28 protein-coding genes and 1 riboswitch are annotated in these 25,300 nt (G+C 71.8%); of the genes, 10 read left to right on the top strand and 18 right to left on the bottom strand.

The annotated features are described in order from the left end of the window. Window position 1: 1 nt before the first annotated feature. From E9934_RS07495 to E9934_RS07475, 5 genes are read right to left on the bottom strand one after another with little or no spacing between them, the layout of a single operon-like run. Window positions 2–1,285 carry an acyl-CoA dehydrogenase family protein gene (locus E9934_RS07495; RefSeq protein ID WP_136562254.1) on the bottom strand — a complete coding sequence of 428 codons (1,284 nt, stop codon included), beginning with the start codon at window positions 1,283–1,285 and terminating at the stop codon, window positions 2–4. 23 nt (window positions 1,286–1,308) lie between these two features. Continuing rightward, window positions 1,309–2,178 (bottom strand): SDR family oxidoreductase, encoded by an 870-nt coding sequence (locus E9934_RS07490; protein WP_136562253.1) that lies wholly within the window; start codon window positions 2,176–2,178, stop codon window positions 1,309–1,311. Window positions 2,179–2,232: 54 nt separating this feature from the next. Beyond that, window positions 2,233–3,096: a MaoC/PaaZ C-terminal domain-containing protein gene (locus E9934_RS07485; protein WP_136562252.1), complete on the bottom strand. Its 864-nt coding sequence runs from the start codon at window positions 3,094–3,096 to the stop codon at window positions 2,233–2,235. Continuing rightward, window positions 3,096–3,536, bottom strand: a complete 441-nt coding sequence (locus tag E9934_RS07480) for a type II toxin-antitoxin system Rv0910 family toxin (RefSeq protein WP_136562251.1) — start codon at window positions 3,534–3,536, stop codon at window positions 3,096–3,098. The genes E9934_RS07485 and E9934_RS07480 overlap by 1 nt, the downstream gene beginning before the upstream one ends. Window positions 3,537–3,576: 40 nt before the next feature. Beyond that, entirely contained in the window at window positions 3,577–4,776 is a 1,200-nt protein-coding gene (locus E9934_RS07475) for a lipid-transfer protein (RefSeq protein WP_136562250.1), read from the bottom strand. A gap of 90 nt (window positions 4,777–4,866) precedes the next feature. Here E9934_RS07475 and E9934_RS07470 point away from each other — a divergent pair, with 90 nt between their 5' ends. Then, window positions 4,867–5,565 carry a TetR/AcrR family transcriptional regulator gene (locus tag E9934_RS07470; RefSeq protein WP_136562249.1) on the top strand — a complete coding sequence of 233 codons (699 nt, stop codon included), beginning with the start codon at window positions 4,867–4,869 and terminating at the stop codon, window positions 5,563–5,565. A gap of 10 nt (window positions 5,566–5,575) precedes the next feature. On the opposite strand, the gene E9934_RS07465 is transcribed toward E9934_RS07470, so the two are convergent. Then, window positions 5,576–5,830 carry a superinfection immunity protein gene (locus E9934_RS07465; RefSeq protein ID WP_136562248.1) on the bottom strand — a complete coding sequence of 85 codons (255 nt, stop codon included), beginning with the start codon at window positions 5,828–5,830 and terminating at the stop codon, window positions 5,576–5,578. A gap of 164 nt (window positions 5,831–5,994) precedes the next feature. On the opposite strand from E9934_RS07465, the gene E9934_RS07460 reads away from it, so the two are divergent. Continuing rightward, complete coding sequence (locus tag E9934_RS07460) at window positions 5,995–6,408, top strand: hypothetical protein (protein WP_136562247.1); 414 nt, start codon at window positions 5,995–5,997, stop codon at window positions 6,406–6,408. Then, window positions 6,408–7,313 carry a serine/threonine-protein kinase gene (locus tag E9934_RS07455; protein WP_136562246.1) on the top strand — a complete coding sequence of 302 codons (906 nt, stop codon included), beginning with the start codon at window positions 6,408–6,410 and terminating at the stop codon, window positions 7,311–7,313. The genes E9934_RS07460 and E9934_RS07455 overlap by 1 nt, the downstream gene beginning before the upstream one ends. Window positions 7,314–7,404: 91 nt before the next feature. On the opposite strand, the gene E9934_RS07450 is transcribed toward E9934_RS07455, so the two are convergent. Genes E9934_RS07450 through E9934_RS19560 form a run of 3 tightly spaced genes read right to left on the bottom strand, consistent with a single transcriptional unit; the run spans window position 7,405 to window position 9,834 of the window. After that, window positions 7,405–8,082 (bottom strand): response regulator transcription factor, encoded by a 678-nt coding sequence (locus E9934_RS07450; RefSeq protein WP_136562245.1) that lies wholly within the window; start codon window positions 8,080–8,082, stop codon window positions 7,405–7,407. Continuing rightward, on the bottom strand, window positions 8,067–9,533 hold the full coding sequence (locus E9934_RS07445; protein WP_238694822.1) for a sensor histidine kinase: 1,467 nt from the start codon (window positions 9,531–9,533) through the stop codon (window positions 8,067–8,069). The genes E9934_RS07450 and E9934_RS07445 overlap by 16 nt, the downstream gene beginning before the upstream one ends. Further along, on the bottom strand, window positions 9,523–9,834 hold the full coding sequence (locus E9934_RS19560) for a hypothetical protein (RefSeq protein WP_158294957.1): 312 nt from the start codon (window positions 9,832–9,834) through the stop codon (window positions 9,523–9,525). Before E9934_RS19560 ends, E9934_RS07445 begins: the two co-directional genes overlap by 11 nt. Window positions 9,835–10,049: 215 nt before the next feature. Between E9934_RS19560 and E9934_RS07440 the strand changes: the two genes are divergently transcribed. Further along, on the top strand, window positions 10,050–11,612 hold the full coding sequence (locus tag E9934_RS07440; protein ID WP_136562243.1) for an AMP-binding protein: 1,563 nt from the start codon (window positions 10,050–10,052) through the stop codon (window positions 11,610–11,612). Here the strand turns inward: E9934_RS07440 and E9934_RS07435 are convergent. The 3 genes from E9934_RS07435 to E9934_RS07425 all read right to left on the bottom strand — a co-directional run bounded on the left by E9934_RS07435 (window position 11,579) and on the right by E9934_RS07425 (window position 13,190). Continuing rightward, complete coding sequence (locus E9934_RS07435; RefSeq protein ID WP_136562242.1) at window positions 11,579–12,202, bottom strand: nucleotidyl transferase AbiEii/AbiGii toxin family protein; 624 nt, start codon at window positions 12,200–12,202, stop codon at window positions 11,579–11,581. The genes E9934_RS07440 and E9934_RS07435 overlap by 34 nt on opposite strands. Beyond that, window positions 12,199–12,570 carry a helix-turn-helix domain-containing protein gene (locus E9934_RS07430; RefSeq protein ID WP_202977226.1) on the bottom strand — a complete coding sequence of 124 codons (372 nt, stop codon included), beginning with the start codon at window positions 12,568–12,570 and terminating at the stop codon, window positions 12,199–12,201. The genes E9934_RS07435 and E9934_RS07430 overlap by 4 nt, the downstream gene beginning before the upstream one ends. Before the next feature lie 62 nt (window positions 12,571–12,632). Then, window positions 12,633–13,190 (bottom strand): hypothetical protein, encoded by a 558-nt coding sequence (locus E9934_RS07425; protein WP_136562241.1) that lies wholly within the window; start codon window positions 13,188–13,190, stop codon window positions 12,633–12,635. Then, window positions 13,185–13,325: riboswitch (cobalamin riboswitch) on the top strand. (Overlaps the previous gene by 6 nt.) Before the next feature lie 30 nt (window positions 13,326–13,355). Between E9934_RS07425 and cobN the strand changes: the two genes are divergently transcribed. From cobN to E9934_RS07400, 5 genes are read left to right on the top strand one after another with little or no spacing between them, the layout of a single operon-like run. Further along, window positions 13,356–17,129, top strand: coding sequence for a cobaltochelatase subunit CobN (gene cobN, locus E9934_RS07420; protein WP_136562240.1), 3,774 nt, complete (start codon window positions 13,356–13,358; stop codon window positions 17,127–17,129). 19 nt (window positions 17,130–17,148) lie between these two features. Further along, window positions 17,149–17,919, top strand: a complete 771-nt coding sequence (locus E9934_RS07415) for an SAM-dependent methyltransferase (protein WP_238694821.1) — start codon at window positions 17,149–17,151, stop codon at window positions 17,917–17,919. After that, a complete protein-coding gene (locus E9934_RS07410; RefSeq protein WP_136562239.1) occupies window positions 17,906–18,268 on the top strand; it encodes a (2Fe-2S) ferredoxin domain-containing protein in 363 nt (120 codons plus the stop codon). The genes E9934_RS07415 and E9934_RS07410 overlap by 14 nt, the downstream gene beginning before the upstream one ends. Before the next feature lie 5 nt (window positions 18,269–18,273). Then, window positions 18,274–19,662 (top strand): cobyric acid synthase, encoded by a 1,389-nt coding sequence (locus tag E9934_RS07405; RefSeq protein ID WP_136562238.1) that lies wholly within the window; start codon window positions 18,274–18,276, stop codon window positions 19,660–19,662. Next, window positions 19,659–20,405: a cobalt-precorrin-6A reductase gene (locus E9934_RS07400; protein WP_136562237.1), complete on the top strand. Its 747-nt coding sequence runs from the start codon at window positions 19,659–19,661 to the stop codon at window positions 20,403–20,405. The genes E9934_RS07405 and E9934_RS07400 overlap by 4 nt, the downstream gene beginning before the upstream one ends. A gap of 54 nt (window positions 20,406–20,459) precedes the next feature. Here E9934_RS07400 and E9934_RS07395 read toward each other — a convergent pair whose 3' ends face one another. Further along, window positions 20,460–20,882: a hypothetical protein gene (locus E9934_RS07395; protein ID WP_136562236.1), complete on the bottom strand. Its 423-nt coding sequence runs from the start codon at window positions 20,880–20,882 to the stop codon at window positions 20,460–20,462. A 49-nt stretch (window positions 20,883–20,931) separates the two neighbouring features. Continuing rightward, the gene (locus E9934_RS07390) at window positions 20,932–21,780 is read right to left on the bottom strand and encodes an SDR family oxidoreductase (protein WP_136562235.1); all 849 of its coding nucleotides are present in this window, start codon (window positions 21,778–21,780) and stop codon (window positions 20,932–20,934) included. A gap of 103 nt (window positions 21,781–21,883) precedes the next feature. Here E9934_RS07390 and E9934_RS07385 point away from each other — a divergent pair, with 103 nt between their 5' ends. After that, window positions 21,884–22,279, top strand: a complete 396-nt coding sequence (locus E9934_RS07385) for a winged helix-turn-helix transcriptional regulator (protein WP_275106620.1) — start codon at window positions 21,884–21,886, stop codon at window positions 22,277–22,279. On the opposite strand, the gene E9934_RS07380 is transcribed toward E9934_RS07385, so the two are convergent. The 4 genes from E9934_RS07380 to E9934_RS07365 are packed head-to-tail and all read right to left on the bottom strand — an operon-like array spanning window position 22,263 to window position 25,148. Continuing rightward, on the bottom strand, window positions 22,263–23,159 hold the full coding sequence (locus tag E9934_RS07380; RefSeq protein ID WP_136562234.1) for an SDR family NAD(P)-dependent oxidoreductase: 897 nt from the start codon (window positions 23,157–23,159) through the stop codon (window positions 22,263–22,265). The two genes, E9934_RS07385 and E9934_RS07380, sit on opposite strands and share 17 nt — an antisense overlap. Beyond that, window positions 23,156–24,100, bottom strand: coding sequence for a cobalamin biosynthesis protein (locus tag E9934_RS07375; protein ID WP_136562233.1), 945 nt, complete (start codon window positions 24,098–24,100; stop codon window positions 23,156–23,158). The genes E9934_RS07380 and E9934_RS07375 overlap by 4 nt, the downstream gene beginning before the upstream one ends. Next, entirely contained in the window at window positions 24,097–24,915 is an 819-nt protein-coding gene (locus E9934_RS07370) for a CbtA family protein (RefSeq protein WP_136562232.1), read from the bottom strand. The genes E9934_RS07375 and E9934_RS07370 overlap by 4 nt, the downstream gene beginning before the upstream one ends. 14 nt (window positions 24,916–24,929) lie before the next feature. Further along, window positions 24,930–25,148 (bottom strand): CbtB domain-containing protein, encoded by a 219-nt coding sequence (locus E9934_RS07365; RefSeq protein ID WP_136562231.1) that lies wholly within the window; start codon window positions 25,146–25,148, stop codon window positions 24,930–24,932. Window positions 25,149–25,300 lie beyond the last annotated feature (152 nt).

Raw genomic sequence — 25,300 nt, 5'->3', positions numbered from 1 at the left:
CTCAGGCTCCCTTCCCGGCCAGGAGGCCCTTGGCGACGTGGGTCACCTGGATCTCGTTGCTGCCGGCGTAGATCATCAGCGACTTGGCGTCTCGTGCGAGCTGCTCGACGCGGTACTCGGCCATGTAGCCGTTGCCGCCGAAGAGCTGGACCGCCTCCATGGCGACGTCGGTGGCCGCCTCGGTCGAGTAGAGCTTCATCGCCGAGGCCTCGGCGAGCGTGGGCAGCCTGCCGGCCCTGATCGCGTCGAGCGCGACGAAGACCATGTTCTGCACGTTGAGGCGCGCGACCTCCATCTTCGCCAGCTTGAGCTGGATCAGCTGGAAGTCACCGATCGGCTGCCCCCACAGCTCGCGCTTGCGCGCGTAGTCGATCGAGCGACGCCGGCACTCCTCGATGATGCCGAGTGAGCCGATGGCACACGCGACGCGCTCCATCACGAAGCCGGAGCGGGCGCTCTCCCGGCCGTCGTTGGCCCGGTCGCTGCGGTCGAGCGCCTTCTCCCCGCCGAGGAGGCGGTCCATGCCGAGGCGTACGTCGTCGAAGAACAGCTCGCCGGTCCGCGAGGACATCAGGCCCATCTTCTTGAACGGCTTGCCCTGGGTGAAGCCCGGGTCGCCCTTCTCGAGGATGAAGGCGAGCACCTGCCGATCACGGATCGGCGTGCCGTCACCCTCGTCGAGCTTGGCGTAGACCACGGCCACGTCGGCGTCCGGACCGTTGGTCGCGAAGGTCTTGGAGCCGGTCAGGACGAATCCGTCACCGTCGCGGCGCACGGTCGTCTTCATGCCGCCGAAGGCGTCGGAGCCGGAGTCGGGCTCGGTGATCGACCACGCCGCGATGTGCTCGAGCGTGACGATCCGCTCGACGTACTTCTCCTTCTGCTCCAGCGTGCCCAACTGCTGGATGGTCGCCGCGCCCAGGCCGATCGACACCCCGAGCGACACCATCGTGCCGAGCGAGACACCGGCCAGCTCGGAGCCGACGACCGCGCCCATGCTCAGCATGTCGAGCATGGGGTCGGGCTCGTCGGAGCGCTCCTTCCTCGCCGGACGTGGCTCACCGGCCGCGCGCGCCTCGGCCTTGCGACGCTCGGAGGCGAGCAGCTTGCGGACCGCGTCGCGCGCCATGTCGGTGGCGCCGAAGTCGGCGAAGAACCGACGGGCCAGGTCGTAGGGCGCGACCTCGCCCGACTCGATCTCGTCCCGGACCGGCTCGAAGTGCTTCTCGATCCAGTCGCGGACGCCCTCGCGGATCGCCTCGTCCATGTCGGACCATGCGTGCATCGGACTCTCCCGGTCGGTGGGGCTCAGCCGAGCCGGTTGGCGAGGTCGGCGATCTCCCACGGACCCTCGGACTCGATGGCGGAGACGTCGTGCCAGCCGGCGAGCTCCTGGATGACACCGCCCTGGACCGCGAAGACCTTGCCAGTGAGCTTGCAGTCGCCAGCAGCGAGCCGGGCGATCAGCGGGGAGATGTTGGCCGGGCTGAAGGCGTCGAACTCTCCCTCGGGCACCTCGGCGGCGAAGATCGCGCCCATGCCGGGCGTGGCGAGGGTGAGCCGGGTGCGGGCGATCGGGGCGATCGCGTTGACCCGCACGCCGTAGCGCTCGAGCTCGTCGGCGGCGACCAGCGTCAGGGCGGCGATGCCGGCCTTCGCGGCGCCGTAGTTGGCCTGGCCGGCGTTGGGCATGAACGTGCCGGAGGCGGACGCGGTGTTGATCACGGAGGCGTTGACCTCCTCGCCGGCCTTCGTCTGCGCCTTCCAGTACGCCGAGGCGTGGTGCAGCGGAGCCGCGTGACCCTTGAGGTGGACGGTGATGACCGCGTCCCACTGGTCCTCGGTCATGTTCGGGAGGAAGACGTCGCGCAGGATGCCGGCGTTGTTCACGAGGATGTCGAGGCCCCCGAGCTGCTCGACGGCCTGCTGCACCATCCGCTCGGCACCCTCCCAGGAGGCCACGTCGTCGGTGTTCCAGACGGCCGTGCCGCCGGCAGCGACGATCTCCTCCACGACCTCCTGCGCCGGCCCGGCGTCGGAGCCGGAGCCGTCGTTGGCGCCGCCGAGGTCGTTGACGAGCACCTTCGCGCCCTCACGGGCGAGCAGCAGCGCGTGCTCGCGGCCGATGCCGCGGCCCGCTCCGGTGACGATGGCGACGCGTCCGTCGAGAGTTCCCATGATGCGTGTTTCCTTTCGGTGGTTGAGGTGCGAGCGCAGCGAGCCTCGAAACCCTCAGCTGCTGAAGACGGCGAGCCCGTCGCGGATGACGAGGTCGTCGCCGACCGAGGTCTCGAATCCGACAGCACGGCCCTCGGTGGTGGCATCGGCCAGGTCCCAGAAGCGGGTGGTGATGTCCTGGCCGGGCAGCACCGGCTTGGCGAAGCGGACGGCGAGCCGCTTCAGGCGCGTGACGTCGCCTTCGGCGTACTGCTCGAGGGCGGCCCACGAGGTGAACGCCATCGTGCACAGACCGTGGTTGATGATCCCGGGCAGTCCGGACATCCGCGCGATCTCCTCGTCGAGGTGGATCGGCATCGGGTCCCCGGAGGCGGGGGAGTAGCGGAAGGTCTGGTCCTCGTCGACGTGCTGGGTCACCTCGGCGACCGGGGCCGCCGCCGTGACGGCTGCGTCGAGGGCGTGCCCGGGGGCGAGATCGCCGACGCTCCTGCCGGCGTCGACCCCACGGAAGAACGCGGTGATCCACTGCTCGTTGACCAGCTCGCCGTGCTGGTCCCTGGTCTCGGCGTGGACCACCACGGTCGAGCCGGTGCTGAGCGCGGCGTAGCCGGTGGCGCGGGCGCGGCAGGTGAGCATGTCGCCCGGACGGATCGCCCGGTGGAAGTGGAAGTCCTGCTCGCCGTGGACGAGCTTCATCAGCAGGTCGACCGGCGCCACCTCGAGGGCCGCGGGGGCCATCGAGAAGAAGGTGGGAACGACCGCGAACACCGGCGGGGCGATCTCACCCTTGCGGTGCGCCTCGATCGGGTCGTTGGTCGCCTCGGCGTACGCCGCGATGCCCTCGGCGGTGACCTCGAAGACCTGATCCTCCGTCCACTGCCCGAGGCCCGCGTCCTCGAAGGTCACCGCCGTGCCCATCAGGCGGAGACCAGCTCGGACAGCTTGGCCAGCGAGGCCTTGAGGTCGGACTGGGTGTTCTTGGCGACGGCCTTGCCGATCGGGCCGACGATCATGGTGCCGTTGAACTCGGCGTCGATGGTCGCCACCGACGCGGTGTCGCTGCCGGTCACGCCCATCGAGAACTTCACCTTGACCCCGGCCATGCCGGTGCCCTCGATGGTCATCGAGGTGGGGGCGTTGGACTCGGTGACGGTCCACTCGATCTTGTTGGCCATCCCCATCACGGACACGACCTCCGTGATCTGGGTGCCGACCTTGATCTCCTCCGGCGTGGGGAGCTCGGACTTCCAGCTCTGGTGGATGGTCAGCCACTTCTCGTAGCCGGCCAGGTCCGCCAGCGCGGCGTAGGCGGCATCGGTGCCGACGGGGAGGGGCTGGGAGACGGAGACGCTTGCCATGGTGTGTGTTCTCTCTGTGATTGCGGTGGGTGGAGGTGAGTCAGGGCTTCTTGTACGCCGTCACGACGACGGCCCCGCCGAGACCGATGTTGTGCTGCAGGGCCACGCCGTTGCTGCCGGCGGCGGACTCGACCTGGCGGGCGTCGGCGGTGCCGCGCAGCTGCCAGGTGAGCTCACTGCACTGCGCGAGACCGGTGGCGCCGAGGGGGTGACCCTTGGAGATCAGGCCGCCGGAGGGGTTGACGACCCAGCGGCCGCCGTAGGTCGTGTCGTCGTTGTCGATGAGCTTGCCGGCCTCGCCCTCGCCGCACAGGCCGAGCGCCTCGTAGGTCAGCAGCTCGTTGGCGGAGAAGCAGTCGTGCAGCTCGATGACGTCGATGTCGTCGGGACCGATGCCGGCCTGCTCGTAGACGTCGCGAGCCGCCTTGCGCGTCATCTCCTTGCCGACCAGCGACTGCGCCGACTTGTCGTCGAAGGTGCTCTGCATGTCGGTGACCATCGACTGTCCGACGATCTCGACCGCCTGGTCGCCGAGGCCGTGCTGGTCGACGAACGCCTCGCTGGCGAGGATGACCGCGCCGGAGCCGTCTGAGGTGGGGGAGCACTGGAGCTTGGTCAGCGGTCCGTAGACCTGCCGCGACGCCAGCACCTCCTCCAGCGTGTAGACGTCCTGGAACTGCGCATAAGGGTTGTTGACCGAGTGCCGGTGGTTCTTCACGCCGACCTTGGCGAACTGCTCATTGGTCGTGCCGTAGCGCTCCTGGTGCTCCTTGCCCGCCGCGCCGAACATGTAGGGCGCCGGCGGCATCGCGAACTCCTGGAGCTCGGCCAGGGCCAGCAGGTGCTTCATCATCGGCTGCTCGCGGTCGTCGTACGTCGAGCCGAGCGAGCCGGGCTGCATCTTCTCGAAGCCGAGCGCGAGCGTGCACTCGGCGAGGCCGCCACGGATCGCCTGGGTGGCGAGGTAGAGGGCGGTGGAGCCGGTCGAGCAGTTGTTGTTGACGTTGACGACCGGCAGGCCGGTCATGCCCAGCTCGTAGACGGCACGCTGGCCGGCGGTCGACTCGCCGTAGACGTAGCCGACGTAGGCCTGCTGGATCTCGCGGTAGTCCAGGCCCGCGTCCTCCAGCGCCTTCGTGCCCGCCTCGCGAGCCATGTCGGGGTAGTCCCAATCGCGGGCGCCCGGCTTCTCGAACTTCGTCATGCCGACGCCGACGACGTACACCTTGTTGCTGCTCATTGAGCCAGCCCTTTCCTTGGACAGCGTGTCCGGAAAAAGTAGGCTGGACAGGCTGTCCAGTCAAGACCTTCTCCTCTAGAGTCGTCGTCCATGGGACAGGCAGCCATCGACGAATCGAAGGTCGACGGTCGCGACGCCCGCTGGGACGACCACCGGCAGGGACGGCACGAACGGATCCTGACGACGGCGATCGCGATGATCGATGCCGGCAACGGTGATGCCGGCGTGGCCGCGATCGCGGCAGAGGCCCAGGTGCCCCGCTCGGTCGTCTATCGCCTCTTCAAGGACCGGGAGGACCTCGACGAGCAGATCCGCCAGCGGATCGTCGCGGGGATGGTCGCCGAGCTGGCGCCGACACTGGAGCTGCGCGGCACGGTCCGCACGGGCGTGCGGCGGGTGGTCGCGACGTACGTCGCCTGGGTCCAGGCCCACGCCGAGCTGCACCGCTTCCTCGGCGCCGGCTCGTCCAGCCATCCCGAGCGCGGATCTGCCGCGATGATCGGCGGCAAGGCCGGGTTCGCGCGGCGGGCGATGGAGCTCATCGACGCCTACCTCGCTCCGCAGATGGCTCCCCGGAAGGTGCCGCGCGGCCTGGTCGCCGACCTCGCCAACGGTCTGGTTGGCATGATCGACAGCGCCGTCAACGGCTGGCTGGTCGCGGACCCGGCCGTCCGCAGCAGCCCGACGGCGCTCAGCCGATTCCTGGCCGAGGCAGCGTGCGGGCAGATCCTGGGCGCCGCCTCCGTCGCGGGCATCGAGATCGACCTGGATCGTCGGCTGTCGGCCTGACCGCCTCGACTCAACCGAGCCCGGTGACCCTGAGGCCGGCGATGCCGTGGCGGCGGCAGGCGAGGACGAAGACGACCAGCCAACCGACGACCGTCCACCCAAGCACCAGGTTGGCCAGTCCGAGGACATCGGCCCCGGCCTTGCCTCGTGTGGTGGCCACCGCCCACGGCAGCAGGTAGCCGCACGTGCCCGCAGCGGCCAGCCAGGTCAGCAGGATGCGGCGCCGACGACGCTGTCGGCGGTCGCTCACCAGCTCCAGGTACATGGCCGCACCCTATGCCCGGCCTCTTTCCCGGTCGCTCAGGTCGGACCGGGGCGCACGGCATGAGAGGGCTCTCATCGCCGCCTCATGGCAGCCTCACCGCGGTCCACGAACGTTCTCCGTGTCGGCGCACCAGCCGGCGATCGCAACGGAAGAAGGAGAACGACATGTCGAAGAAGCCGATCGTGGCGGCCGGCACCGGGGTGGTGGGCCTGCTCGGCGCCGGACTGGCCGTCAGCCTGCTCGCGTGGCCGACCAGCAGCACCGCCGCCAGCGACCTGGTCGTCAAGCGCGACGAGGACACCCCTGACATCGTGCTCGTCAGCGACGACGACGATGACGACGTCACCGACCGTGACGTCCGCGCGCGCGACACCGCGAGCCGCAACACCGACACCCGCAGCCGGGCGTCGCGGAACACCCGCGGTGACCGGTCCCGCACCGGCGCCCGGAGCGGTCGCGACAACAGCCGCTCGGGCCGCGCCGTCCGCGACTGGACCGACGACGGTCCGGGGCGTCACAACCGGGACTGGTCCGTCAACCGGACCAACGACCGCAGCCGGAACAACACCCGCCGCTGATGACCGCCGTGGATCCTCGCTCCGACGGCGCTGACGTGGTCCTGTCCACGTGGGGCTTCGCCGAGGGCGACGCGATCACCCCCGAGCTGACCGCGATGCGGCAGCTCGGGGGTGGGTCGGCGTACGAGGCGTGGCTGGCATTCGACGAGATCACCTACGGACCTGTCGTGGTCAAGGTGGTCCGCCCCGACGACGTCGACGACGAGCACACCGTGCGGAGCATGGAGCGCGAGGCGCGGGCGCTCGACGTCGCCCACCACCCGGTCACCATCCGTGGGCTGCGGCACGACGCCGCCGGACCGCGGCCGCACCTGGTGCTCGAGCACGTCGAGGGCCCCAGCCTGTCGCGACTCATTCGGCGCCACCGGCGCCTGGCGCCCGAGCAGTATCTGCCGCTCGCGATCGACGTCGCCTCGGCGCTCCACTTCTTCAGGCGGGTCGACGTCTGCCACCTCGACATCAAGCCGAGCAACGTCATCATGGGCTCGCCGGCCCGCCTGATCGACCTCTCGGTCGCGCGCCCCGAGGCCAAGGCCGCCGCGCTCACCGGGACGATCGGCACTGACGCCTACATGGCGCCCGAGCAGGCCTGTCCGGGTCCCTACGGCGTCCCGGGGTACGCCGCCGACGTCTGGGGCCTCGGCACGACTCTCTTCCACGCGATCGCCGGCCACCGGCCCTTCCGTGACGGCGACCCCTCTGCCGCCGAGCCGGCGCAGCGTTTCCCGCAGCTGCTGGAAGCGCCCGCGGAGCTGCCGGGCGACGTCCCACCCACGGTGCAGAAGCTCGTCCACGCGATGCTCGAGCCCGACCCGGCCGATCGGCCGCTGCCGCACGAGGTCGCCGACGCGCTGGAGCCGGAGGTCGCGGCACTGCCCGCGCCGAAGCTGACCTGGAAGTCCTGAGGGTCTCGTGACGCCCCGCTCGTTCCTCGCGGGGCTCCTCGACCACCAGGGCCCGCCGTTCCTCGCCGGAGCTCCTCGGCCACCGGGTCGGTCAGCGCTCGAGGCGGTAGCCCATCCCGCGGACGGTGGCGATCCGCTCCGCCCCGAGCTTGCGGCGCAGGTAGCCGACGTAGACGTCGACGACATTGGATCCCGGGTCGAAGTCCAGGCCCCAGACGTGGTCGAGCAGCTGCTCGCGCGAGAGCACCTGGCCGGCGTTGCGCAGGAAGATCTCGGTCAGCGCGAACTCGCGGGCCGACAGCTCGACCTCGCGGCCGGCCACCGTCGCGCGTCGCGTCCGCAGATCGAGGACGACGCCGCCGGCGTCGAGGCGGTCCAGCCGGTCCTGGCTCGCGTCGGCGCCGCTCGTCAGTTGGCGCAGGCGCAGCTTGACGCGGGCGTTGAGCTCGGCGAAGCGGAAGGGCTTGGCCATGTAGTCGTCGGCGCCGCCCTCGAGCGCAGCCACCGTGTCGGTGACCGAGTCACGTGCCGTCAGTACGATGACCGGCATCCGTGAGCCCTGCGCCCGCATCTGGTCGAGCACCTCGAAACCGTCCAGGCCGGGCAGGCCGATGTCGAGGACCAGCAGGTCGAACTCGCCCGACAGCGCGTGGTCGAGTCCAGACGGACCGTCCGACGCGACCGTGGTCTGGTGACCCTCGGCGCGCAGGCCCTTGGCGACGAAGGCGGCGATGCGGTCCTCGTCCTCGACGATCAGGATGCGGGCCATCGGTGGTCCTGTCGAGTCGGTGTCGGTGTCGGTGTCGGCGTGGGCTGGGGCTGCACGACGGGGATCTCGATCACGAAGCGGGCGCCCCCCTCGACCGGCCCGTCGACGTACGCCCGGCCGCCGTGGGCCTGGCTGATCGCGTCGACGATCGACAGCCCGAGGCCGAAGCCCTCGTCGTGCGCGCTGAGGTCGGCGCGCTCGAAGCGGCGGAAGATGCGGTCCCGGTCGGCCGGTGCCACTCCCGGCCCACTGTCGTGGACCCAGCAGCGCAGCGTGGTGCCGAGCACGCGGGCACCGACGGCGATCCGCTGGCCGTCGCGGGTGTGCTTCACCGCGTTGTCGGCGAGAGCGAGCAGCGCCTGCGTCAGCCGCTGCGCGTCGAGGACCAGCTCGTCGGGCAGGGTGTCGGCCGAGAGGTCGAGCACCCAGTCGCGGGCGCCGAGCGCCCGGGCCTTGGTCACGACCGACGCCAGTAGTGCGGACGGGTCCGCCTCGGTCGGGGCGAGGAAGTCGGGGCGGTCGCTCTTGGCGAGGAGGATCAGGTCGCCGACCAGGCGGGCCATCCGGTCGACCTCGTCGATCAGCAGCGTCCGGGTCTCGGCGACCTCGTCCGGCGCGGCGGTGTCGAGCAGCTCGAGGTGGCCGCGCAGGACGGTCAAGGGGGTCCGGAGCTCGTGGCCGGCGTCGTCGAGGAACTGGCGCTGGCCGGCGAAGGCGGCGTCGAGGCGGTCCAGCATCCCGTTGACGGTGCGGGTCAGCGCGGTGATGTCGTCGTTGCCGCGCTCGGGGAGCCGGCGGGACAGGTCGGTCGCGCTGATGTTCTCCGTCGTCAACCGCAGGGTGCGCAGCGGTCGCAGCAGGCGCCCGGACACCCAGGCCGAGACCGCCGTGACGAGCACGGCAGCCAGGACCGCGACCACGGTGTAGGTCCGCATCGTGCTGTGCAGCTCGCCGCGGTCCTCGTCCAGATAGCTGATGACGAGCAACGCGCCGGAGGTCGGTCCCTGCCTGACGGGTTGGCTCGTGATCCGGACCTCGCCACCCGCGGTGTGCAGGTACGTCGAGCCGCCGTCGCGGGCCAACGGCGCGGCCGCGGCCAGGAAGTCCGCGTCGTCCACGAGGGGATCCTCGGGGAACTGGGCGATCGGCTTGCCGTCGACCCAGCCGACGAGGAGCTCGTCGTCGTCGGGGACGTTGCGGAGCAGGAACCCTTCGAGGAGCGCGGGGATGGAGGTGAAGTCGCCCGACTCCTCGAGCCGGACGAACTCGTCGAGCTCCTGCTCCACCTCGCGCTGGACGGAGTCCAGGATCTTCTGTGACTCGACCAGGTGGACGATGGCGCCGGCGCCTGCGAGCGCGGCGGTCACGAGCAGCGCGACCGCGGCGGCGATGCGGGTCCGAACGGAGAAGCCCGAGCGGGGCGGGTGCCGCTGGGCCGACTCAGTCGTCATCGTCATCGTCGTCGTCGTCATCGTCGTCGTCATCGTCGTCGTCGTCGTCCACACGGGGCCGTGGTGGCACGACCGAGACGCTCCCGGAGGGCCGGGCGGGCGTCGTCCGCGGCGTCGCGGGCCCGGTCGGGGAGGCGGGTGGTGTCGTCGCGTCGGACGGTGACGTCGAGGCGGGCGAGAGCTCGATCGGGCGGCGCGAGGGCGGCTCGTCGGCGCCCGCGGTCACCAGGGCGATGGCGAGGACCGCGGCCAGGAGGACGAGCGCGGCCACCGGCGCGACCACCTTCCACAACGGTGTCACCAGCCCTCCTCTCGTCGTACGCGTCCGGTCATCGACCGCGATCATCCTGCCCCACGGTGGGCAGCGGATGAGAGGTCGATGAGAGAGCTCTCATCGACCGTCCGCCGCACCGATCGCCCCGTTCGCCGCCGGTGATCGCGTCGGGCAACCCTGCGGCAACGTCACGCGCCTACAGTGGCAGCCGTCACACCCCGAAGCGTCAGTGGAGGCTGCCCATGTTCGTGCCGTTCAGCGTCAACGACTTCCTCGACCGTGCCGTCGCGGTCTATGGCGACCGGGTCGGTGTGGTGGACGAGCCCGACCAGCCGGCGAGCGACCTGGGCGAGCTGAGCTATGCGCGGATGGGCGAGCTGGCCCGGCGCCAGGCGGCCCGGCTGGACGAGCTGGGGATCGGGGTCGGTGAGCGGGTGGCGGTCGTCAGCCACAACAGTGCCCGGCTGCTGACCTCGTTCTACGGGGTGAGCGGCTGGGGGCGGGTGCTCGTGCCGGTCAATTTCCGACTCAGCCCCGACGAGGTGCAATACATCGTCGACCACTCCGGCGCGCGCGTGCTCTACGTCGACCCGGAGCTCGAGGAGTCGCTCGCCGGGGTGACCTGCGAGCTGAAGTTCGTGCTCGGCGACGACGACGCGCTCTACGCCGCGCCGGGGACCGAGCCGCAGCCGTGGGAGCACGACGAGTCCGCGACCGCGACGATCAACTACACGTCGGGCACCACGGCCCGGCCCAAGGGCGTCCAGATCACGCACCGCAACATCTGGACCAACGCCGTCACGTTCGGCCTGCACGCCCAGATCGGCGACCGTGACGTCTACCTCCACACCCTGCCGCAGTTCCACGCCAACGGCTGGGGGATGCCCTTCGCGATGACCGGGGTCGGCGCCCGGCACGTGATCCTGCGCAAGGTCGACGGCGCCGAGATCCTGCGCCGCGTGCGCGACCACGGCGTGACCGTCATGTGTGCGGCGCCGGCGGTCGCGGCCGCGGTGCTCGAGGCCGCACAGACCTGGGAGGGCGAGATCCCCGGACGGGACCGGGTGCGGATCATCATGGCCGGCGCCCCGCCGCCGACGAAGACCGTCATCCGGGTGCAGGAGGAGCTCGGCTGGGAGTTCATCCAGATCTACGGCCTCACCGAGACCTCGCCCCTGCTGACCTTCAACCGCAGCCGCGCCGAGTGGGACGACCTGCCGGCCGAGGAGCGCGCCGCGAAGCTGACCCGCGCCGGCGCTCCCGCCCTCGGCGTCAGCCTGCGCATCGACGAGTCCGATGCTCAGGGCGAGGGCGCTGGTGAGGTGCTGGCCCGCTCCAACGTCGTCCTCGAGGGCTACTGGGAGCAGCCGGAGGAGTCGGCCGCGGCGCTCGCCGGCGACTGGTTCCACACCGGTGACGGCGGCTTCCTCGGCGATGACGGCTATCTGACGATCGCGGACCGCAAGAAGGACGTCATCATCACCGGCGGCGAGAACGTCACCTCGATCGAGGTCGAGGACACCCTGTTCTCCCACCCCGCGGTCGCGGAGGTCGCCGTGATCGGCGTCCCCAGTGAGAAGTGGGGCGAGACCATCAAGGCACTCGTGGTGCTGGCCGGGGACGCTCAGGCGGGCCCGGAGATGGAGGCGGAGCTGATCCGCTGGTGCAAGGACCGCCTCGCCGGCTACAAGTCGCCGACGTCCGTCGAGTTCCGCGACGAGCTGGCCCGCACGGCGACCGGCAAGCTGCAGAAGTTCAAGCTGCGCGCGCCCTACTGGGAGGGGAGATCGCGCCAGGTGAACTGAGCCGGGGGCTCCGGGGGATGCTCGGCGAGGTCGCGTAGCCGCGCGACCCGGACGTCGCTGTCGCCGACGATCGCAGAGACCCAGTGCGCGGCGTTCTCCAGGTCGAGACTGGGCGGGCCGTAGGACACCATCTCGCCGATGTCGACCCAGTCCTTGGGGCGGTCGAACAGTGCCTTGAACACGGTCAGGTCGGTGGCCGACAGGATCGGCACCTCGGCGTCCAGCATCGGCACCCACAGGGCGCGGTCGGTCGCGACCCGGTGGAACTGGTGCTCGGCGAAGAACAGGTCGAGGGGCATCCGCTGTTGCCCGGGGACTGGCCACCAGAGCCGGACCTGACCGTCTCGCTCGATCGCGGCCAGGTCCTCCTCGTCCCACTGTGGGCCCTCGGGAAGCGTCCGAAGAGCGGGGAGAGCCGCCGACTTGTCCAAGGCGACGTTGAGGTCGATGTCGCGGGTGGCTCGTGGCTCATGGACGTGATAACCCAAGGCCAGGGCTCCGCCGACGGTGGCGCGGATGCCCACGTCCTCCCAACCCAGCACCAGTGCGACACAGCGGCGGGGAACGACGAGTGGGTCTTCGGGGATCATCCGGTGCTCGCCGCCTCGGTGAGCGTCCGGAACGGCGGGAACAGCAGCGGTCCGCGATCGCGCTGGGGAAGCGCCTGGGCGGTGGCGCACACCAGCAGGAGGACCTGGGCCTTCTCCTGAGCGTTCGGCACCGTCCACAGCCGCGGCCGGTGCTGTGTCTTCGCGACGTAGTCGACGTGGAAGCCCGCGACCTCGACGGCCTTGAAGAAGATGTCGACCCGCGGCTCACGGCGGCCCTTCTCGTAGGCGCTGAGCACGCTCGCTGCGATCCCCAGACGGCCGGCCATCTCGGCCTGGGTCAGGCCCGCACGCTGGCGCAGCCCGCGCAGGTCGGTGCCGCGCGGCGGGCGGTCGTCCATCGTGGGCATGGGCGCAGGTTAGCGTTTTCGCTAAGAATGCGCGCGATCCTCACATCGACCCGGGCGTGCGATCAGGTGGTGTCGAGCCGCCAGGTGAACTGATCGGCCGGGATGAGGGACGCCGTCCACCCGGCCGTCGACCACGCCTCGACGGTTGCCGACGCCCACGCCGGATCGGCGGCCTCGACGACGTCGACCTCGGTCGGGACAGGGGTCGGGGTCGGGTCGTTCAGCGGCTGCCCGCTGATCGGGTCGGCGAGATCGGCCCCGCCGTCGACGCAGGTCACCCGGGTCAGGCCGATGCCGAGGCGACGCTGGTTGAGCGCGAGGCTGAGCGCGGCGATGCCGGCCTCGCCGTAGCCGACGACCGAGAGGGCGTCCGGCGGATGCACCGAGGACTCACGGGCGAAGCGCACCGAGCGCAGGAGGTCGCGGCCGTCGCTCCACCGGGGGAGGACGACGCGCAGGTTGCTGCGCCCGGCGATGCGACTGGCCAGCCGGGCGACGCCCTCCGGGTCGGTCCGGGCGTCGGGGTGCCACAGCAGCAGGGTGTCGGCGTTGGGGTGGCCGTGGACCGAGAACTCCAGACCCTCGGGCCCGTTGCTCGTGGCCGCCTGCTGCGCATCCATGACTCCACCGTAGAGTGGCGGCCACAAGGTCCGCGGATCAGGAACCCGGTGTGAGACCGGGGCGGTTCCGCCACTGTGATCTGCATCAGCCAGCTGATGCGGGAAGCCAGACACTGGCCGCGGACGACACCTGCCGTCGAGGGGCGAGAACCCCGAGGAGGAACCGTGCGCCTTGCACTGCTGTCCACGTCTGACACCGATCTGCTCTCGGCACGTGCCAGTGGCGCCGACTACCGATGGGCGAATCCCGCCCGCAGCGACACGGCGGCACTCGCGACGCTGGTGGAGACCTGTGACCTCGTCGTGGTCCGGCTCCTCGGCTCGCCGCAGCAGTACGACGCCGAGCTGGCCACGCTGCGCGGCGCCGGCCGCCCGCTCGTCGTGCTCGGCGGGGAGCTGACGCCGAGCGCGGAGCTGATGGAGGCCTCGACGGTCCCCGTCGGCATCGCCGCCGAGGCGCACCGCTACCTCGCCGAGGGTGGGCCGCGGAACCTCGCCCAGCTGCACGCCTTCCTCTCCGACACCGTCCTGCTGACCGGTGAGGGCTTCGAGGCGCCGGAGGTCATCCCGGCGTGGGGGATCCTCGAGCGCGACCCGTTGGTCGAGGTGGCCGCCCGCGGCCGTCACGAGACCTCTGGCCGGGGTGCTGGGACGCCGGCCGCACAGTCCCGGCAGCAGGTCGCCGCGTCTCGTGACGGTCGCGGGGCGACCTCCTCGACGACCGGACGGGCGCGTGTGGGGGTGCTCTTCTACCGCGCCCACCAGGCCAGCGGCAACACCGACTTCGTCCACGCGCTGTGCGACGCCATCGACGCGACGGGCGAGGCAGTCGGGGTGCCGGTCTTCGCGGGCTCGTTGCGCACGGCGCCCGACGAGCTGTTCGCCGCGCTCGCCGAGCTGGATGCGCTGGTGGTCACCGTGCTGGCTGCCGGGGGATCGACCCCGGCCGCCGTCAGCGCGGGCGGTGCCGACGAGACCTGGGACGTGGAGCGGATCGCGGCGCTCGACATCCCCGTCCTGCAGGGGCTCTGCCTCACCAGCACGCGCGCGGAGTGGGAGGAGTCCGACGACGGCGTCACGCCGCTGGACTACGCCAACCAGGTCGCGATCCCCGAGTTCGACGGGCGGATCAGCACCGCGCCCTTCTCCTTCAAGGAGATCGACCCGAGCGACCCGGCCGCGCTGCCGTCGTACGTCGCGGACGCGGAGCGCTGCGCCCGGGTCGCCGGTCTCGCGGTCAACTACGCCCGGCTGCGGCGGGTGCCGAACGCGGAGAAGAAGCTCGCGCTGATGCTGTCGGCCTATCCGACCAAGCACTCGCGGGTCGGCAACGCGGTCGGCCTCGACACCCCGGTCTCGACGATCCGGCTGCTGCGTCGGCTGCGGGACGCTGGCTACGACCTCGGGCAGGACAACGTGGTGACGCGGATCCTCGACGGCTCGGAGGTTTCGAGGCTCGCTGGCGCTCGCACCTCAACCAGCGAGGGCGACACCGAGGCTGGTGATGCGCTGATCCACGCGCTGATCGCGGCCGGCGGGCAGGACGAGGAGTGGCTGACCTCCGCTCAGCTCACCGACGCGCACGTTCGGATCACCAGGGCCGACTACGACGCGTGGACCGCCGACCTTCCCGCCGAGCTGCGCGAGGAGATGGTCGAGGCGTGGGGGGAGTCGCCGGGATCGCTGTTCGTCAACGACGCGGGCGAGATCGTGCTCGCCACGATCCAGGCGGGCAACGTGGTTCTGCTGATCCAGCCGCCGCGGGGCTTCGGGGAGAACCCGGTCGCGATCTACCACGACCCCGATCTCGCGCCGTCGCACCACTACCTGGCGGCCTATCGGTGGGTGGAGCACGCCTTTCGGGCCGACGCGGTGGTGCACCTCGGCAAGCACGGCTCGATGGAGTGGCTGCCGGGCAAGAACGCCGCCTTGTCGGCGTCCTGCGCCACCGACGCGGCGATCGGCAGCATGCCGCTGATCTATCCGTTCCTCGTCAACGATCCCGGCGAGGGCGCTCAGGCCAAGCGGCGCGCACACGCGACGATCATCGACCACCTCATCCCTCCGATGGCGCGGGCCGAGGCCTACGGGGACATCGCGCGGCTCGAGGGCCTGCTGGAGGACTACGACAAGATCTCCGCGATGGACCCGGCCAAGCTGGCCGCCATCCGCGGCGAGATCTGGCAGCTCATGCACGCCGCCGAGATGCACCGCGACCTCGGACTCGACGCGCGGCCGGAGGACGACGACTTCGACGACTTCCTGCTGCACGTCGACGGCTGGCTGTGCGAGATCAAGGACGCCCAGATCCGCGACGGGCTGCACGTGCTCGGTCAGGCCCCGGAGGGCGAGGCCCGGGTCAACCTGGTCCTCGCGATCCTGCGCGCCGCGCAGGTGTGGGGCGGTACGGCGCAGGCGGTGCCCGGCCTCCGCGCCGCGCTCGGCCTGGTCTCGACGAGCTCGACCGACGGTGGCCCGTCGACGACCGAGGTCGACCGGGTGGAGGCCGAGGCCCGCGGGCTGGTCGAGGCGATGGAGAAGTCCGGCTGGGACCTCGCCCGCATCGACGAGCTGCACGCCGACCCACAGGTTCGACAGGTGCTGGCCTTCGCCGCCACCGAGGTGGTCCCGCGGCTGGCCCGCACGACCGACGAGCTCGACCACACCCTGCACGCGCTGGCGGGCGGCTACGTGCCGGCCGGCCCGTCGGGCTCGCCGCTGCGCGGCCTGGTCAACGTGCTGCCGACCGGCCGCAACTTCTACACCGTCGACCCGCGTGCGGTCCCGTCGCGGCTGGCGTGGGAGACCGGACAGGCCATGGCGGACTCCCTGATCCAGCGCTACCTCGACGAGGAGGGCGCCTATCCCGAGTCGGTGGGCCTCTCCGTCTGGGGGACGTCGGCCATGCGGACCTCCGGCGACGACATCGCCGAGGTGCTGGCGCTGCTCGGGGTCCGACCCGAGTGGGACGAGGCCTCCAAGCGGGTGCATGCCCTGACCGTCGTGCCGCTGGAGGAGCTGGGACGCCCACGCATCGACGTCACGGTCCGGATCTCAGGCTTCTTCCGCGACGCCTTCCCGCACGTCGTCGCGATGCTCGACGACGCGGTGCGGATGGTCGTCGACCTCGACGAGCCGGCCGAGTCGAACTTCGTCCGCGCCCACGCACAGGCCGACCTCGCCGAGCACGGCGACGAGCGTCGCGCCCGGACCCGGGTGTTCGGCTCCAAGCCCGGCTCCTACGGCGCCGGCATCCTGCAGGCGGTCGAGTCGGGCAGCTGGCGCGATGACGCCGACCTGGCCGAGGTCTACACCGCGTGGGGCGGGTTCGCCTACGGCCGCGACCTCGACGGCGTCCCCGCCTCCGACGACATGCGCGCCAACTACCGGCGGATCAAGGTCGCGGCGAAGAACATCGACACCCGCGAGCACGACATCGCCGACAGCGACGACTACTTCCAGTACCACGGCGGCATGGTCGCCACGATCCGTGCGCTCACCGGCTCCGACCCGAAGGCCTACGTCGGCGACTCGACCACGCCCGACGCGGTCCGCACCCGGACCCTGCAGGAGGAGACCAACCGGGTCTTCCGGGCGCGCGTCGTGAACCCGCGCTGGATCGGCGCGATGCAGCGGCACGGCTACAAGGGCGCCTTCGAGCTCGCCGCGACCGTTGACTATCTCTTCGGCTTCGACGCGACTGCGGGGGTCGTGCACGACTGGATGTACGAGTCGCTCGCGAAGTCCTACGTGCTGGACGAGGAGAACCAGGAGTTCCTGCGGAGGTCGAACCCGTGGGCGCTGCGCAGCATCGTCGAGCGGCTCCACGAGGCGAAGGACCGCGGGCTGTGGGAGTCGCCCGACCCCGAGGTCCTCGCCGCGCTGCAGGCGGCCTACCTCGAGGTCGAGGGAGACCTCGAGGACTCCGCCGGTGGTTGAGGTGCGAGGCTCCCGCCCGGTGGTTGAGGTGCGAGGCGCGCCAGCGCCGAGCCTCGAAACCTCGAAGGTCCGCATCCTCGGCTTCGGGATGGGTCCGCAGCACGTCACGCCGGAGGTGGCCGCGGCGCTGGCCGGGTGCGACTACGCGATCGCCGTGGCCAAGAGCGAGCACGACCCCCTGCTGGCCGTCCGGCAGGCGGTGTGCGACGCGCACGGGGTGGAGTTGGTCGTCGTCCGCGATCCGGAGCGGGACCGCTCGGCGGGCCTCGACCGCGCGGGCTACGAGGGCGCTGTCGCCGACTGGTACGCCGCCCGCCTCGCCGCTTACCGGTCCGTGCTGTCGGCGCGGGGCGGGACGTGCGCCTTCCTGGTGTGGGGCGACCCGTCGCTCTACGACGGCACGATCCGGATCGTCCGAGAGCTCGGCGTGGACTTCGACGTGCTGCCGGGGATCAGCGCTCCGCAGGTGCTGGCCGCGCGGCACGGCATCGTGCTCCACGAGGTCGGACAACCGGTGCACGTGACCACCGCGCGCCGCCTGCGTGCCGACGTGGCCGCCGGTCAGCGGAACGTCGTGGTGATGCTGACCGCCGGGGTGGACCTCGACGGCTTCGAGGACTGGACGACCTGGTGGGGCGCGAACCTCGGCGGCACGGGGGAGCGGCTGGTCGGCGGACGGGTCGGCGACGTCGCGGGCGACATCGCCGCGGCCCGCGAGGCGGCGAAGGCCGAGGCCGGCTGGGTGATGGACCTCTTCCTCCTGCGGGGGCCGGACGATGGCGCTGCCTGAACGCGACGTGCTGCTCTGCCGCGACTGCTGCTGCGGCACGGCGAAGAAGCACCCCGACGCCGATCACCGGGGACAGCGTGACGAGATCGAGGCGCTCGACGATCCCGCGGGGAGACGTGGCCCGCGCGTCCGGGTGCGCGTGGTCGACTGCCTCGACGAGTGCGACCGCTCGAACGTCGTACTCGTGCGGGACTTCACCTGGTTTCCCGGAGGCAGGCGGCCGAAGGACTTCTGGCTCGGCGGGGTGCTCTCGACGGGTGTCACGGAGGCGGTCGTCGACTGGGTGCGCGAGGGTGGCCCCGTGCCCGAGACCCTGCAGCGCCATGTCTTCCGCGGGAAGCGCGGCTGATCAGGATGGGTGCGGCACTCCTCGTCGCGGGGATGACCTCCGACGCCGGCAAGAGCGTGGTGACGACCGGACTGTGCCGGGCGTTCGCGCGGCGCGGGATCCGGGTGGCGCCCTTCAAGGCGCAGAACATGTCCAACAACTCGATGGTCGTGCGCGGTCCCGACGGCGCGCCGGGGGAGATCGGGCGCGCGCAGTGGGTGCAGGCCGTCGCCGCCGGCGCGGAGCCGGAGGTCGCGATGAACCCGGTGCTGCTCAAGCCGGGCAGCGACCGGCGCAGCCATGTGGTGCTGATGGGGCAGCCGGACGGCGAGGTGTCCGCGCGCAATTGGCAGGACGGCCGCGCCCGCCTGGCCGAGACCGCGTTCACGGCGTTCGACGACCTGCGCTCGCGCTTCGACCTCGTCGTTGCCGAGGGTGCCGGGAGCCCGGCGGAGATCAACCTGCGCGCGACCGATTACGTGAACATGGGGCTGGCCCGGCACGGCGACATCCCGACGATCGTGGTCGGCGACATCGACCGCGGCGGCTGGTTCGCCTCCGCCTACGGCACGCTGATGCTGCTCGACGCGGCCGACCAGGCGCTGGTCAAGGGCTACGTCGTCAACAAGTTCCGTGGCGACGTCGGGCTCCTGCGGCCGGGGCTCGCCGACCTGGAGCAGCGCACCGGCCGCCCGACGTACGGCGTGCTGCCGTGGCACCCCGACCTCTGGCTGGACTCCGAGGATGCGCTCGACCTCGCCGGCCGGCGGGCTGCCCCGGGGGCGACCACCCGCAGGGTAGCCGTCGTCCGGCTGCCGCGGATCAGCAACTTCACCGACGTGGACGCCCTCGGGCTGGAGCCGGACCTCGACGTCGAGTTCGTCTCCGACCCGACGCGGCTGGCGGACGCCGACCTGGTCGTGCTGCCGGGAACCCGGGCCACCCTCGCCGACCTGGCCTGGCTGCGCTCCCGCGGCCTCGACCTCGCGATCCAGCGGCACGCACGGGCAGGGAGGCCGGTGCTCGGGATCTGCGGCGGCTGCCAGATGCTCGGCGCACGGATCGAGGACCCCGAGGGGATCGAGGGTGAGGCCGGCGCGGCGGCCGACGGGCTGGGCCTGCTCGACCTGACGACGCGCTTCGGCGCGGAGAAGCGGCTGGCGCTGCACGAGCCGGCCGGCTACGAGATCCATCACGGCCGGATCACTGGTCCCACGACCAACGGGACGGTGACGGGAACGATGGTGCACGGCAGCCTGGAGGACGACGCCGCCCGCGCGGCCTACCTGGCCGACGCGCTCGGCGTCGTGTCCGCTGCCTCCTTCCCGGCCGCCCGCGCGGCTCGGCTCGACCTGCTCGGCGACCTGGTCGAGGAGCACCTCGACCTCGATGCGCTGCTGGAGCTGACCCGATGAGGGTCCTGCTGCTCGGCGGCACCGGCGAGGCCCGCGCCCTCGCCGCCCGACTGGTGGCCGACGGCGTCCCTGTCGTCTCGTCGCTCGCCGGCCGGGTCGCGCGCCCGCGACTGCCGGTGGGGGAGGTCCGGATCGGAGGCTTCGGGGGAGTCCTCGGCCTGCGGGCTGTACTTGCCGATTTCGACGTCGTCGTCGACGCGACGCATCCGTTCGCCGCCGGGATCAGCCGCAACGCCGCCTCGGCGTGCTCGGAGGAGGGTGTGCCGCTGCTCCGCCTCCAGCGCCCGGGGTGGATCGACCGCACCACCCCGTCCTGGATCTGGGTCGACACCCATGAGCAGGCGGCGACCGTCGCCGGCGAGCTCGGCAGCCGCCCTTTCGTCACCGTCGGTCGCCAGGAGCTGGCGCGCTTCGTCCCGGCGCTGGAGGAGCGAGAGGTGCTGGCCCGCGTGGTCGACGTACCGGACATCGCGATCCCCGCCAGCTGGGAGATCCTCACCTCCCGAGGTCCCTACACGCTCGACGGCGAGCGCGCGCTACTCGCCGACCGCGACGTGCTGGTCACCAAGGACTCGGGCGGCGAGCTGACCTGGCCGAAGATGGAGGCCGCCGCCGAGCGCGGCCTGCCGGTCGTGGTCGTACGACGCCCGCCCGCCCCGCCGGGGATGGAGACCGTCGCCGACGTGGGAGCCGTCATGGAGTGGTTGGCAGGGCGGGCTGCGGGGGTCTCGAGACGGCCGTGACCGGCCTCCTCGACCAGCGGAGGGCCCCGTGACCGGCCTCCTCGACCAGCGGTGTCAGGGCGTGGGTTCGTGGCCGGACCGCCCGTGGGTGCGCCGGTCCTCCTTCATCTCCGCCTCGTAGAGGTGACGTTTGCCCTGCACCAGCTCCTCGCGAGCGGCCCGCTCGAGCTCGCGGAAGCAGGCGTAGTAGCCGTCGTCGTACTCCTCGACGACCTGGAAGGTCCACCGTCCGTTGAGCACGTTGCGCCCGACCAGATCCCGCTCGATGCGGTCGGCGAGCTCGGTGTGGCCGGCCTCGCGGAGCTGGTCGACGCCTTCGCCGAGGGTCAGGTCGGCCGTGCCGCTGAGCCGGTGGAACGTGTAGAGCGCGCCGCGGGCGACCTCGACCGCCTCGAGGGCCTCGGAGATCTTGCCGAGCGCCTCGACCGTCAGGTCGTCGACGCCGTCGGGTCGGGTGTGGTCCTCGTCGATCGTCATGGGTCACCGGTTCCCGGAAACGACGAGGACCACACGGGTCAGCGCATCGTCACACGGTGGAGCGCAGCGCGTCGGCGAGCGACGTGGCCGGACGGCCGAGCAGGGTCGCGAGATCGTCGGGCGCGACCTCGAGGTCGCCGCGGCCCAGGCCGAGGTCGGCGTCGGCGAGGATGGCGGCGAATTGCTCCGGCACCCCGGCGCCGGCGAGGACAGTGGTCAGCTGCTCCGCCGGGACGTCGGTGTAGCCCACCGTGGTGCCGGTCGCCTCGGTGACGGCGGCGGCGAGCTCGCTGAGGGTGAAGCCCTGGCCGCCCAGCTCGTAGACCTCCTGCGGCGCATCGAGCAGCAGAGCGGCGGCAGCAGCCTCGGCGAAGTCGGTCCGGACCGCGGCGCTGACCCGTCCGTCGCCCGCGGCGCCCAGCACGGTGCCGTGCTCGACGTAGGTCGGGACCTGGTCGAGGTAGAGGTCGAGGTACCAGCTGTTGCGCAGGAAGGTGTGGGCGAGCCCCGAGGCGATGATGGCCTGCTCGGTCGCGAGGTGCTCGCCGGCCAGGGTCAGGCCGCTGGTGTCGGCGTTGGCGATGCTCGTGTAGGCGAGCAACTGCACGCCCGCGGCCTTCGCGGCGTCGATGACGGCCTGGTGCTGGGGGAGGCGCTGGCCGACCTCGCTGCCGGAGATCAGCAGGACGCGCTCCGCGCCCTCGAGCGCGGTCGCGACCGAGGCGGGATCGTTGTAGTCGGCGCTGCGGGTCTGCACGCCGAGGCCCGCGAGATCGGCGAGGCGCTCCTCGTCACGGCCGACGGCCACGATCTTGCCGGCGGCCACGCCGCGGTCGAGCAGGGAGGAGACGACGTGTCGGCCGAGCTGGCCGGTGGCGCCGGTGACGACGAGGGACATGGTGGGACCTTTCGAGATGGGACTGGCTGGTTGTCCGGTGCAACGAGCGGTCCCGCGTCATACTTCCCATTGGTTAGTACGCACTTTGAAGTAAGGTACTTCCGTGACGGAGAGTACGACGACCCCGGACCTGCTGCCCGGGATGCTCGCGGGCGGGGTCTTCCCCGCGGCCTGCCCGAGCCGGGTGCTGCTGGACCACGTCACCAGCAAGTGGGGCGTGCTCGTCCTGGTCTCCCTCGTCGACGGGCCGCAGCGCTGGAGCGACCTGCGTCGCCGCGCCCAGGGCGTCAGCGAGAAGATGCTGGCGCAGACCCTGAAGACCCTCGAGGCCGACGGTCTCGTGCTGCGCGACCAGAAGCCGGTCATGCCGCCGCACGTCGACTACCGTCTGACCCCGCTGGGCGAGGAGCTGGCGGCCGTGCTGGTGCCGTTGCTGCGCTGGGTCGGTCAGAACGCCGACGCCGTCATCACCCCGACCGCGCCTACCGGGTCGCGCTGACCTTCTCGCCCCGCGCCGCGGCGGAGTCCGGGTTGCGCACGTGGGCGACGGCCATCGCGAAGTCGGCGAGCCGCGGCGCCAGCACGTTGAACGCCGCATAGAACGTCCCGAACGCGCCGTCGACCGTGATCGGCCGGTCCTCCAGGGCGCGCACCACGCGGTCGGCGCACTGCTCGGGCGTCTCGCCGCGGCCGGCGTACTCCTTGGTCGGGCCGATCATCGCCGTCTGCACGATCGCCACGCGCATGTTGGTGCACGTGACGTTGTCGAAGAACGCCTCCCGCCCGAGGATCCGGCCGAACACGTCGAGGGCGGTCTTGGCGGCGATGTAGGGCGCGAACTTCGGCGCCCGGATCTGGTTGCCCCACGTCACGATGTTGACCACGTGACCGAATCGCTGCTCGCGCATCGCCGGCAGGAGGCCCATCGTGAGCCGCACCGGCCCGAAGTAGTTGACGGCCATCATCCGCTCGAAGTCGTGGAAGCGGTCGTGGGTGAGCTCGAGCGAGCGCCGGATCGAGTGGCCGGCGTTGTTGACGACGTAGTCGACCACGCCGTGCTCCGCGAGCAACTGCTCGACGAGGGCGTCGACGGAGGCGCCGTCGGTCATGTCCACGACGTACGACGACGCGCGGCCGCCATCCTCGACGATCTCGCGCCGCACCCGCTCCAGCTCGGGCTCCCGCCGGGCAGCGAGCAGCACGTGCGCCCCTCGGGCCGCGGCGGCTCGGGAGGTGGCCTCGCCGATGCCGGAGCTGGCGCCGGTGACGAGGACGGTCCGTCCCGCGAGCGGGCTGGCGCCGCCGGTGACGGAGCGCAGGACGCGGGAGAACCCGGCGCGGGGACTCTGGAGCAGCGGGGTCTGGAGCAGCGGGGTCATCGCCGTGATCCTCGCACGGTCGCCACCGCGGCACAGGTCAGGACCGCTCCGAACCCGACCCGCCGGGCCAGGGTGCGTGCCCGCTCGAGGTCGGCCCGTCGGGGGAGCGGGCCGTCGCCCATCACGGCGCGATGCTCGACGCGACCGGCGTAGTCGTTGGTGCCGCCGAGCCGGATGCCGAGCGCTCCGGCGAAGGCGGCCTCGATGGGACCGGCGTTGGGACTGGGATGGCCGCCGGCGTCGCGCCGCCAGGCCCGTCGTGCCGAGCGGTGGTCGTCGCCGAGCAGGACGGCGAGGGTGGCGGTGAGGCGTGAGCCGGGCAGGTTGAGGAGGTCGTCGAGCCGCGCGGCTGCCCAACCGAAGCGCTCGTAGCGAGGACTGCGGTGACCGATCATCGCGTCGAGGGTATTGGCCGCGCGGTGGCCGAGCAGGCCCGGGACTCCGGCCACCGCTCCCCAGACCAGCGGCGCGACGACCGCGTCGGAGGTGTTCTCCGCGAGCGACTCCAGCGCAGCCCGGACGATCTCCTGCTCGTCGAGGACGGACGTGTCCCGGCCGACCAGGTGGGTCAACTGCTGTCGGGCCGCCGGGAGGTCGCCGGCGGCCAGCAGCCGGCCGATCGCGGCAGCCTCCCGGTCGAGCGAGGTGCCGCCGAGGACGGCCCACGTGACCCCGGCGGTGAGGGCCGTGTGGAGCGCGCGGTTCCGCACGGTCGAGCGGTCGGCGAGCACCCCGACCGCGACGGCGCCCCCGACCAGCACCGCCACGTGTGCCGCGCCGGCCAGACGGTCGTCGCGCCAGGTCCATCGTTCGACCGCGGCAGCGACCTGGCCGAAGCCGGCGACGGGATGGAGCCGCCGCGGATCGGCGAGGAGCCGATCCGCGGCGTACCCGAGCAGCAGGCCGAGGGCCGTGGTGCGCCGCCTGTGCTGGGGTGTCACAGGCTCGCGGCGAGCTCCCGGCGCTGCGCGTCGGCGGTGGCACGGTCGGTGAGCCGGCCGATCGCCGCGACGAGCACCACGCCGATCGTCGCCCACATCGCGGCGAGGACCAGGAGCGAGGAGCGGCGGAAGTACCACAGCGTGTCGGCCGGGAAGTCCCCCAGCTCGTTGACGGACGGCAGCAGCCACATCGCGACCCCGATGACCACCAGGTAGCCGCCGGCGACCAGTCCGGCGGCGCTCCACCCGTCCATCCGGTCCCGCAGCCGCTGGGCGACGACGACGGCCGCGATCACGGCCAGCACGGACACCAGCAGCAGGGCGAAGTAGGAGGCCGTGCGGCCGCCGATCGTGTCCCCGCTGCCGACGGCGGGCGGGGTGGCGGGGTACTTGGCGAAGGGGACCAACCCCACCGCCACGAACCCCAGCAGGGCCACCAGCGCCGTCGATCCCCGGGCGCTGAGCCCGAGACGGCCGACGACGGCCGCTGCGGCCAGTGCCGCGAGCCCGCCGAGGGCGGTGCCGATCGCCACGGTGCCGGTCAACAGGCCCCAGCTGCGCTGGTCGTCACGGGAGATCTCGACCATGCCGGAGTCGTCCTCCGCGGCGGCTGCGGCCTCCTCGGCGGCGACCTCCGCGGGCGTCATCTGCGCGGCGGCCGCCTCCTCGAGGGCGATCGCGTCGTCGACGTACGGCTCACCGAAGGCGAACGCGACGAGGAAGGCGATCAGGCCGGCGACCAGGCCGGCGGCGAGACCGCGGAGGAGGAAGGACCGAGGGGAGAGGACAGAGTTCTCCCCGGGAAGCGTGCTCATCGCTCGATCCCCGCTCAGTGGCAGGGGAAGCCGAGGAGGTGGCGCGCGTCGTGCACCCACTCGTGGACGCCGTTGCCGGCGAGGAGCGAGACCGCGCCCTGGTCGCTGCTGACGAAGAAGATCGCCAGCATCGCGAGCAGGCCGAAGAAGACGACCCAGGTGCCGAGCTGCAGCAGCGGGACGACGGGGACCTGAGCGGTCGGGGCCAGCGGGGTGGCAGAAGTGTGCGACATGATGCCTCCTCAGGGATTCTGCGTCCCTGTCAGTAGTGGTGAGGTGGCAGGCCGTCGGGTCTGACTCCACCGCTCACCGATCACTGGGATCGGAGGCGATGTCACAGTAGCGCGACTGTGCCGGACTCTCACCGGCTTCCTCAGGCCTGCGG

This window comes from Nocardioides caeni, assembly GCF_004912195.1.
Classification (GTDB): domain Bacteria; phylum Actinomycetota; class Actinomycetes; order Propionibacteriales; family Nocardioidaceae; genus Nocardioides; species Nocardioides caeni.
The sequence above is the reverse complement of the archived record's forward strand: the minus strand, read 5'-3'. Positions and strand labels throughout refer to the sequence as shown.

What these genes read in the sequence shown, in the direction of transcription:
- E9934_RS07395 (WP_136562236.1), bottom strand. Translation starts at nt 20,882, where the DNA reads ATGACGATCGACGAGGACCACACCCGACCCGACGGCGTCGACGACCTG.
- E9934_RS07430 (WP_202977226.1), bottom strand. Translation starts at nt 12,570, where the DNA reads ATGCCCACGATGGACGACCGCCCGCCGCGCGGCACCGACCTGCGCGGG.
- E9934_RS07485 (WP_136562252.1), bottom strand. Translation starts at nt 3,096, where the DNA reads ATGGGCACGGCGGTGACCTTCGAGGACGCGGGCCTCGGGCAGTGGACG.
- E9934_RS07480 (WP_136562251.1), bottom strand. Translation starts at nt 3,536, where the DNA reads ATGGCAAGCGTCTCCGTCTCCCAGCCCCTCCCCGTCGGCACCGATGCC.
- E9934_RS07470 (WP_136562249.1), top strand. Translation starts at nt 4,867, where the DNA reads ATGGGACAGGCAGCCATCGACGAATCGAAGGTCGACGGTCGCGACGCC.
- E9934_RS07440 (WP_136562243.1), top strand. Translation starts at nt 10,050, where the DNA reads ATGTTCGTGCCGTTCAGCGTCAACGACTTCCTCGACCGTGCCGTCGCG.
- E9934_RS07400 (WP_136562237.1), top strand. Translation starts at nt 19,659, where the DNA reads ATGAGGGTCCTGCTGCTCGGCGGCACCGGCGAGGCCCGCGCCCTCGCC.
- E9934_RS07435 (WP_136562242.1), bottom strand. Translation starts at nt 12,202, where the DNA reads ATGATCCCCGAAGACCCACTCGTCGTTCCCCGCCGCTGTGTCGCACTG.
- E9934_RS07475 (WP_136562250.1), bottom strand. Translation starts at nt 4,776, where the DNA reads ATGAGCAGCAACAAGGTGTACGTCGTCGGCGTCGGCATGACGAAGTTC.
- E9934_RS07455 (WP_136562246.1), top strand. Translation starts at nt 6,408, where the DNA reads ATGACCGCCGTGGATCCTCGCTCCGACGGCGCTGACGTGGTCCTGTCC.
- E9934_RS07490 (WP_136562253.1), bottom strand. Translation starts at nt 2,178, where the DNA reads ATGGGAACTCTCGACGGACGCGTCGCCATCGTCACCGGAGCGGGCCGC.
- E9934_RS07380 (WP_136562234.1), bottom strand. Translation starts at nt 23,159, where the DNA reads ATGACCCCGCTGCTCCAGACCCCGCTGCTCCAGAGTCCCCGCGCCGGG.
- E9934_RS07460 (WP_136562247.1), top strand. Translation starts at nt 5,995, where the DNA reads ATGTCGAAGAAGCCGATCGTGGCGGCCGGCACCGGGGTGGTGGGCCTG.
- E9934_RS07365 (WP_136562231.1), bottom strand. Translation starts at nt 25,148, where the DNA reads ATGTCGCACACTTCTGCCACCCCGCTGGCCCCGACCGCTCAGGTCCCC.
- E9934_RS07390 (WP_136562235.1), bottom strand. Translation starts at nt 21,780, where the DNA reads ATGTCCCTCGTCGTCACCGGCGCCACCGGCCAGCTCGGCCGACACGTC.
- E9934_RS07495 (WP_136562254.1), bottom strand. Translation starts at nt 1,285, where the DNA reads ATGCACGCATGGTCCGACATGGACGAGGCGATCCGCGAGGGCGTCCGC.
- E9934_RS07445 (WP_238694822.1), bottom strand. Translation starts at nt 9,533, where the DNA reads ATGACGACTGAGTCGGCCCAGCGGCACCCGCCCCGCTCGGGCTTCTCC.
- E9934_RS07370 (WP_136562232.1), bottom strand. Translation starts at nt 24,915, where the DNA reads ATGAGCACGCTTCCCGGGGAGAACTCTGTCCTCTCCCCTCGGTCCTTC.
- E9934_RS07410 (WP_136562239.1), top strand. Translation starts at nt 17,906, where the DNA reads ATGGCGCTGCCTGAACGCGACGTGCTGCTCTGCCGCGACTGCTGCTGC.
- E9934_RS07465 (WP_136562248.1), bottom strand. Translation starts at nt 5,830, where the DNA reads ATGTACCTGGAGCTGGTGAGCGACCGCCGACAGCGTCGTCGGCGCCGC.
- E9934_RS07450 (WP_136562245.1), bottom strand. Translation starts at nt 8,082, where the DNA reads ATGGCCCGCATCCTGATCGTCGAGGACGAGGACCGCATCGCCGCCTTC.
- E9934_RS07425 (WP_136562241.1), bottom strand. Translation starts at nt 13,190, where the DNA reads ATGGATGCGCAGCAGGCGGCCACGAGCAACGGGCCCGAGGGTCTGGAG.
- E9934_RS07405 (WP_136562238.1), top strand. Translation starts at nt 18,274, where the DNA reads ATGGGTGCGGCACTCCTCGTCGCGGGGATGACCTCCGACGCCGGCAAG.